This is a genomic window from Trueperella sp. LYQ143, from assembly GCF_046599595.1.
Classification (GTDB): Bacteria; Actinomycetota; Actinomycetes; order Actinomycetales; family Actinomycetaceae; genus Trueperella.
The window spans coordinates 1-6,891 of the sequence record NZ_JBKIWR010000006.1 but is presented as its reverse complement, the minus strand read 5'-3'; the positions used below and the strand labels follow the sequence as shown (position 1 = coordinate 6,891).

At 55.4% G+C, this 6,891-nt stretch carries 7 protein-coding genes; 5 read left to right on the top strand and 2 right to left on the bottom strand.

Going from position 1 to position 6,891, the window contains the following annotated elements; translation table 11 throughout:
• Positions 1–52: 52 nt before the first annotated feature.
• Positions 53–688, bottom strand: coding sequence for a hypothetical protein (locus ACLHIL_RS03655; RefSeq protein ID WP_411296594.1), 636 nt, complete (start codon positions 686–688; stop codon positions 53–55).
• A gap of 293 nt (positions 689–981) precedes the next feature.
• Between ACLHIL_RS03655 and ACLHIL_RS03650 the strand changes: the two genes are divergently transcribed.
• Positions 982–1,797, top strand: a complete 816-nt coding sequence (locus ACLHIL_RS03650; protein WP_411296593.1) for a serine hydrolase domain-containing protein — start codon at positions 982–984, stop codon at positions 1,795–1,797.
• Positions 1,798–2,088: 291 nt separating this feature from the next.
• Here the strand turns inward: ACLHIL_RS03650 and ACLHIL_RS03645 are convergent, their stop codons facing one another.
• Positions 2,089–2,907 (bottom strand): exodeoxyribonuclease III, encoded by an 819-nt coding sequence (locus ACLHIL_RS03645; protein WP_411296592.1) that lies wholly within the window; start codon positions 2,905–2,907, stop codon positions 2,089–2,091.
• Between the two features lie 380 nt (positions 2,908–3,287).
• On the opposite strand from ACLHIL_RS03645, the gene ACLHIL_RS03640 reads away from it, so the two are divergent.
• The 4 genes from ACLHIL_RS03640 (at position 3,288) to fbaA (ending at position 6,771) form a co-directional block, all read left to right on the top strand.
• The gene (locus ACLHIL_RS03640) at positions 3,288–4,097 is read left to right on the top strand and encodes an SDR family NAD(P)-dependent oxidoreductase (protein WP_411296591.1); all 810 of its coding nucleotides are present in this window, start codon (positions 3,288–3,290) and stop codon (positions 4,095–4,097) included.
• A gap of 52 nt (positions 4,098–4,149) precedes the next feature.
• A complete protein-coding gene (gene pyrE, locus ACLHIL_RS03635; RefSeq protein ID WP_411296590.1) occupies positions 4,150–4,725 on the top strand; it encodes an orotate phosphoribosyltransferase in 576 nt (191 codons plus the stop codon).
• A gap of 56 nt (positions 4,726–4,781) precedes the next feature.
• Positions 4,782–5,420 (top strand): TrmH family RNA methyltransferase, encoded by a 639-nt coding sequence (locus ACLHIL_RS03630; RefSeq protein ID WP_411296595.1) that lies wholly within the window; start codon positions 4,782–4,784, stop codon positions 5,418–5,420.
• A 328-nt stretch (positions 5,421–5,748) separates the two neighbouring features.
• Positions 5,749–6,771: a class II fructose-bisphosphate aldolase gene (gene fbaA / locus ACLHIL_RS03625; RefSeq protein ID WP_411296589.1), complete on the top strand. Its 1,023-nt coding sequence runs from the start codon at positions 5,749–5,751 to the stop codon at positions 6,769–6,771.
• Positions 6,772–6,891 lie beyond the last annotated feature (120 nt).

Below are 6,891 nucleotides of genomic sequence, written 5' to 3'. Positions count from 1 at the left end.
CCCCCCCCCCGCCACTGATTGCCACCATTCGTCGGTGTGTAATATTTGCGGATTATTCGGAGTATGGGCCGTGCCTGCGAGCAATCTCTACGATTTCGTATGCGACGAGCCCGATTGGCAGAAAGAGGAAGAGGGCGTTGCCGGTCAGTGCGCTTGCACATACGCATCCAGCCCATAGCAGGATGTTGCGCGCGGCTCGCGCATAGTGCCCTAGGAAGAGATTGTGTATCCCGAGTGTGCCGAAGCTCAGCGCCAGGACGATAGCGATAATGCGCTGTGTCGTCGGGGATATATGGTGTGGTGTTAGTGAGAGGTGAGCCTGTGCTGTGGGGTATGGTGCTGCCAGTTCGCGCGCTGATCTTCTCGATCGCGCTGGTGTTCCCGCAGGCGCTTCAGGTGCAGGTGCCAATGCGCGTCGAAAAAATTGTGATGGGTGGGCGGCGAGAGCGGCAATCCGCTCGGCCTCGTCCATGCTGATATGAGTACACAGTGGCTTGGGGTGCTCATGCCCGGGCGGTGGGGCGTACAGGTCAGGGCGGCGATGTGAGCGCGCACGGATTAACCGAGGATCAGATTTTTGGCAAAAGGGTGAGGTGGCGTCGCGTTGTGCATGGTCGGGGCGTGCATGACCGCGATTGATGCGTGGTTTCTTTGAGTGCGACCCCCACGTCGTTGTATCCTCCGTCACATTTTTATACTAGCCCTTTCTGTGGCAAAGGAGAAAATCCCCTGCATGAGCGCTCCGGCGTGATATGACCGTCAGTGATGGAAATACGCCAAAATGCTAACAAGATAGCGGGTGCATATCACCTGCAGAGCAGTGCGGGGAAATAAAAAATAGTAGCGAATTCGGTTTGAAACTCGATCACATGCCGATAACCAGGGCGGCGAGCACGGTGTAGCTGGCTACGTAGCTGGCTACTGCCCGAGACGTGGCAAAAAGTATTTTCCATTCGGCTGAGCATGTGCCACAGTGGAGCTATGCGTTTTGACCCGCTTTCTACCGACGAATTCCGTTTCGAACACAGCTATATTGCTTTTAGTGGCGCGCAACCTGATGTGATGGTTGGAGACGTAGACCGCTGGTATCCGTATATGTCGGTCACAAAGCCAATTGCGGCGTGGGCTGTTCTGGTCGCTGTCTATAAGGGGTATTTGCGTCTGGATGATCCGGCTGGGCCGCCCGGCTCAACATTTCGGCATCTGTTAGCGCATGCCTCCGGCCTGCCACCAGCTCATGGAGAGCCGATCGCGCGGCCAGGTAGACGCCGTATTTACTCCAATTATGGGTATGACGTGCTGGCACATGAAGTGCAACAGCGGATCGGAATGAATATCCACGATTGGATTTCTCGGAGCGTGTTCGCCCCCTTAGGGATGGACGCGGTGGAATGTCGCGGATCAATCGCATATTCGGCTCGTGGGACGGCTGATTCTTTGATGCGTTTTGGGCTGGAAATTCTCAACCCGACGTGTATCCCCGCTGAACTTGCCGAAGAAGCGTGTACGGTTCAATTCCCGAAAATAGCGGGTATCACTCCTGGATACGGGTCGAGCTCTGATAACCCGTGGGGCTTGGGGTTTTCGATCCGTAACCCCGATCATCCGCATTGGACTGGGCCGTCTTTCTCGGATCGAGTCGTTGGGCATTTCGGGATGTCGGGGTCGTTTATCTATGTGGATCTAATTGCGCGCAAAGCAGGGGTTTTCCTTGGAGAAAAGGAGTTCTGTTCTGAGCATATTCGGCTGTGGCCAGCACTGACGAATGAGATGTGGCAGAACACTGTTTCGCAATGAGGATGGCCCGTCGTTTCCTGAGTATCCGCTGTTTTAGCTGGTATCGAGCCAGATATGGAAGCGCATAGGGGGCAGACCTGGCATCCGTCATATCTGCGTGCTGCTCGCCATAAGGTAGGTGCTGGCTATAAGGAAAGTGCTGCTAGGGAACGAGCGCCGAATCGGTACGCAATCATTGATCCACTACCTACGGCATATAGTAAGCGCATAACCGTGCCAAATTAGTTACGACGAATGGCGACAACAGCGGAATGTGCGCCGGCGGAACTGCAACGAATAATTGGTGTTTACTCAGTTTTCGTCAGTATTTGCCCATTCAATAATGACGGGCACGTGGTCAGAGGCACCTTTCCCCTTGCGCTCCTCGCGATCAATTGCGGCGTTGGTGACGCGCTGTGCCAGAGCAGAGGAAGCCCAAATGAAGTCGATTCGCATGCCTTCGTTGCGTGGGAAACGCAGCCGCTGATAATCCCAAAAGGTGTAATTTGTGACTCGCGCTCGCGTCACTTCTTCCATACCCAGCTCGGCAAACTGTTCGAAAGCAGCGCGTTCTAAGGGCGAGACGTATAGCCCATCGAATGCCTCATGGTTCCATATATCGCTATCGCTCGGAGCGACGTTCCAATCGCCAACCAGAGCAATCTGGGCATCCGGATTAGCAGAGATCTCATGATCTATTGCCTCATGCAGGGCGTTAAGCCACGCGATCTTATACGAGTAGTGAGGATCGAGAAGGGAACGACCGTTGGGGACGTACAGCGACCATACCCGCACCCCGCGAATCGTCGCACCGAGAGCACGTGGCTCAACCGTTCCACTAAGAAACTCGCCAGGGGCTGCCTCCCCTTTAGTGAAGCCAGGCTGCCCAGAAAACTGGGTCGCCACCTCGGTTATCGGATAGCGGGAAATAAGCGCCACGCCATTCCACTGCCCGTCGCCATGAGCACAGACGTGGTATCCCGCTTGTTCAAAGAGCTCGGCAGGGAACTGCTCAGTGCGGCATTTGGTTTCCTGGAGAGCCAGAATATCGAGGTCGTGGCGGTTCAGGACGTCGATAACCCGATCGGTGCGGGCACGAATTGAGTTGATGTTCCACGTCGCAAGTTTCACCCGTCCAGCCTATACCGTGAGTATGTTAAGCGCACTGTCGCTATCTTTTCGCGGAAAAATCCGTCAGCGCAAATGTGTATCAGTGCCGTGTGGGATCTACTTACTGGCAGGCAAGGCGAAAAAAAAGAACACGGACGTTCTATCTTGGGCAGGGCATCCAGCTCTATCTGTTTTAGCGGTGCTGACCATGCCTTTGCCTACGTGCCTATATGACCGTCTGCCTGCCTGAAACGAGCCGATAATGGTTTTTATATATGAGCCGATTATGGTTTTTGACGAGCCCATGAGCGTGCTATCCGTCCACATATTCTTGCTGCTACTCCTACAGCGACTGAGTTCAGAAAAGATAGGAACCTTTCGAGAACTGCTAGGGTTGAGTCATGGCCTACGCATTAGTTACTGGAGCTAGCTCCGGATTGGGAACAGAATTCGTCTGGCAGTTAGCTCGCGCCGGATATAACGTCGTGCTGGTAGCTCGCGATGAGCAGCGACTCGCACAGCTTGCCCAGGAAGTACGGGAACAATGCGCAGTAGAAGCGGAGGTACTTCCCGCAGATTTAAGCGTTCTTGACGATACGCAGCGCGTTGCACAACGGATTCGCGATGCCTCCCGCGAGGTGCGCGTTCTAGTGAATAATGCCGGTTTTGGTCTGGGGCAGGATTTTCTTGGCGGCGCTATTGAACGTGAATGTCAGGCTCTGGACGTCATGGTGCGCGCAGTATTGATACTCTCTCATGCGGCCGCGCAAAGCATGGTGGAGTTTGGCGGCGGAATAATTATTAACGTCTCCTCAATGACGGCCCTGACCGCTCAAGGCACATATTCTGCGCATAAAGCCTGGGTGCGCACATTCAGTGAGGGCTTGGCGGTGGAATTGGCCGGTACGGACGTCAGCGTTACGGCGGTGACTCCAGGGCTTATTCGCACCGAATTCCATGAGCGCTCACATGTTGACGCGGCACAATGGCCCGATTGGGTATTTGCCACAGCTCCCCAGGTGGTTCGAGCTGCCCTTGACGCTGCTTGGAAAGGGCGAGTTCTCGTCACGCCGACTCTGCTGTACCAAGTAACCGCCGGAGTGACTCGCTTGGCTCCTCGGTGGTTGGTGCGGCGGTTAGCTGGCCCGGGGCGTTCTGGGCGCTCCATATCCCCGTCAGTGGCGGGTATCCCACCGCGCACTAAAGAGTAAATACAGTTATTAGCTAGCAGTTTTAGTACGTCGAAAGCATAGGATACACACTGTGATAACAAACGATACCCCGAAGGCACGACTCGCCGAGCTGATTTGCAGCTTATCCGTTGAGCGCGGAGAATTTACCCTCGCCTCTGGCCGTACCTCGAATTATTACGTCGATATGCGCCGCTCGACGTTACATCACGAAGCTGGACCGTTAATTGGGCACGTCATGCTCGATATGTTAGAAGAAAACGGGTTAAGCGCTGATGATATTGACGCAGTAGGTGGCTTGACGATGGGGGCAGATCCGGTGGCGACTGCGATTATGCATGCGGCGGCTTCACGCGGTCTGGATATTGACGCTTTCGTCGTGCGAAAAGCAGCGAAAGATCATGGCATGAAACGGCAAATTGAAGGTCCAGATATTGCCGGCCGACGAGTAGTGATTGTTGAAGATACCTCTACGACGGGTGGCTCCCCAGTGACGGCAATTGCTGCAGCCCGTGAAGCTGGGGCGCATGTACTTGCCGTGGCGGTTGTGGTTGATCGCGCAACGGGTGCGGCGGCAAAGATTGAAGCCGAGGGAGTGCCATATTACGCGGCACTTGGTATTGCGGATTTGGGCGTGGAAGCTGAGTAAATCTGGTGAGCGTCATAGATGAAAACACTCCGACCCACGATCCGAGCGGATTTTCCATTTGGGGTAACGGGGAGAAAATTGGCGGGATTCCAGGCGTTGGCCCGTGGGAAGTAGAACATCCAGATCTGCCCATCCCGACGGAGAGCCACTTTGATCCGGAGCTGCTAGCCAACGGTGATCGACGAAACGTGGTAGATAAATACCGTTACTGGACGGTGCAAGCAATCCATGACGATCTAGCTCAACAGCGCTGTGCCCTTCATGTGGCTATTGAGAACCTCGCACATGATTTGAATATTGGGTCAATTGTGCGGACGGGTAACGCCTTTAACGTCGGTGGCGTACACATTGTGGGTCGGCGTCGATGGAATCGGCGTGGGGCGCTGGTGACGGATCGTTATCTCGATATGTTCCATCATCCCGATGCAGATGAGCTGGCTGGGTGGGCTGCTGAGCATGATTATGTTCTGGTTGCTGTTGACAATACGGGGAATACTGAGCCGATAGAGACGGCAGCTTTGCCAGAACGTTGCGTGCTGGTATTTGGGCAGGAATCGACGGGTATTTCCCAGGAATTGCGCGCGGTGTGCCCGATGGCAGTTTATATTCCACAGTATGGTTCGACGCGCTCGCTCAATGTTGCGGCAGCGGCAGCAATCGCGCAGCACATGTGGGTGCTTCAGCATCGCCGCTAGCTGTGCGTGCCAGGGGCTGTGCGCTTAAACCGGCGCTGCCCAGTGAACTGAGTGGCCAGGTTGCATACGCGCGCGCTGGTGGGCGTGATAGCAATATTTTGGCTTGGTTCACTGCGGCAATTAGCGAAAAGCCGACGTGAGGTGCTCCTTGATAGCTATGTGGGTGCTGGTGGCTTTCTGCTGCATTTCTTCTGCACTCTTTTGCGATGGCTGGAGCAGCGGTCAAATAATACGTAGATAAAATGAGGACTATTTGGCTAGATGTAGGTGTGCTAAGCGTGAGATAATGGGACTGTTCGTTTGTCATATATGAAGGAGTTAGTCCCAGATGGGTATCGCAACACCTGAGGTTTACAATGAGATGCTCGACCGTGCCAAGGAAGGCGGCTTCGCTTATCCGGCATTCAACGTGACCTCGTCGCAGACGGTAACGGCCGCTCTGCAGGGCTTGGCGGATGCTGAGTCGGATGGCATCATCCAGATTTCCGTCGGCGGCGCTGAATACGCTTCCGGTTCTACGATTAAGGATCGCGTCGCTGGTTCGCTCGCTCTTGCGGCATACGCTCGCGAAGTTGCGAAGAACTACCCGGTGACGGTTGCTTTGCATACCGATCACTGCGCAAAGCAGAACATTGATTCCTGGATTCGCCCCATTATGGAGCTGTCTGCTAAGGAAGTAGAAGCTGGTCGTGAACCGTTCTTCCAGTCCCACATGTGGGATGGTTCGGCAGTTCCGCTCGATGAGAACTTGGAGATCGCTAAGGAGCTGCTCGCTCTGGCACGTCGTGCCAATGCAATCCTGGAAATCGAGATCGGCGTTGTTGGTGGCGAAGAAGACGGCGTTGCCAACGAGATCAACGAGAAGCTCTACACCACGGCAGAAGACGGCATGAAGACGGTGGAAGCCCTCGGTCTAGGCGAGAATGGTCGCTACCTAACGGCTCTGACCTTCGGCAATGTTCACGGCGTTTACAAGCCCGGTGCGGTTAAGCTGCGTCCGGAGCTGCTCGGTGAGATTCAGCGTGAAGTCGGTGCGAAGTACGGCAAGGAGCGCCCGTTTGATTTGGTCTTCCACGGTGGTTCTGGCTCGACCGCAGAAGAGATCGCTACGGCAGTTAAGCACGGCGTTATCAAGATGAACATTGATACCGATACGCAGTACGCCTTTACTCGTCCGGCAGTGGAGCACATGTTCCAAAACTACGACGGCGTTCTCAAGGTTGACGGCGAAGTCGGCAACAAGAAGGCATACGATCCGCGCGCGTGGGGCAAGAAGGCAGAAGCCGGTATGGCTGCCCGCGTGGTGGAGGCATGCCAGCAGCTCGGCTCGGCCGGTCAGAAGATGCGCTAATCTGAGTAGATAGCAGATTAGCTAGATACTGATACTAAAGTGGGGGGGGGGGGGGGGGGGGGGGGGGGGGGGGGGGGGGGGGGGGGGAGGGGGGGGGGGGGGGGGGGGGGGGGGGGGGGG

Bases quoted from the DNA above. Each gene is read 5' to 3' on its own strand.
- ACLHIL_RS03640 (WP_411296591.1), top strand. From the start codon at position 3,288: ATGGCCTACGCATTAGTTACTGGAGCTAGCTCCGGATTGGGAACAGAA.
- ACLHIL_RS03650 (WP_411296593.1), top strand. From the start codon at position 982: ATGCGTTTTGACCCGCTTTCTACCGACGAATTCCGTTTCGAACACAGC.
- fbaA (WP_411296589.1), top strand. From the start codon at position 5,749: ATGGGTATCGCAACACCTGAGGTTTACAATGAGATGCTCGACCGTGCC.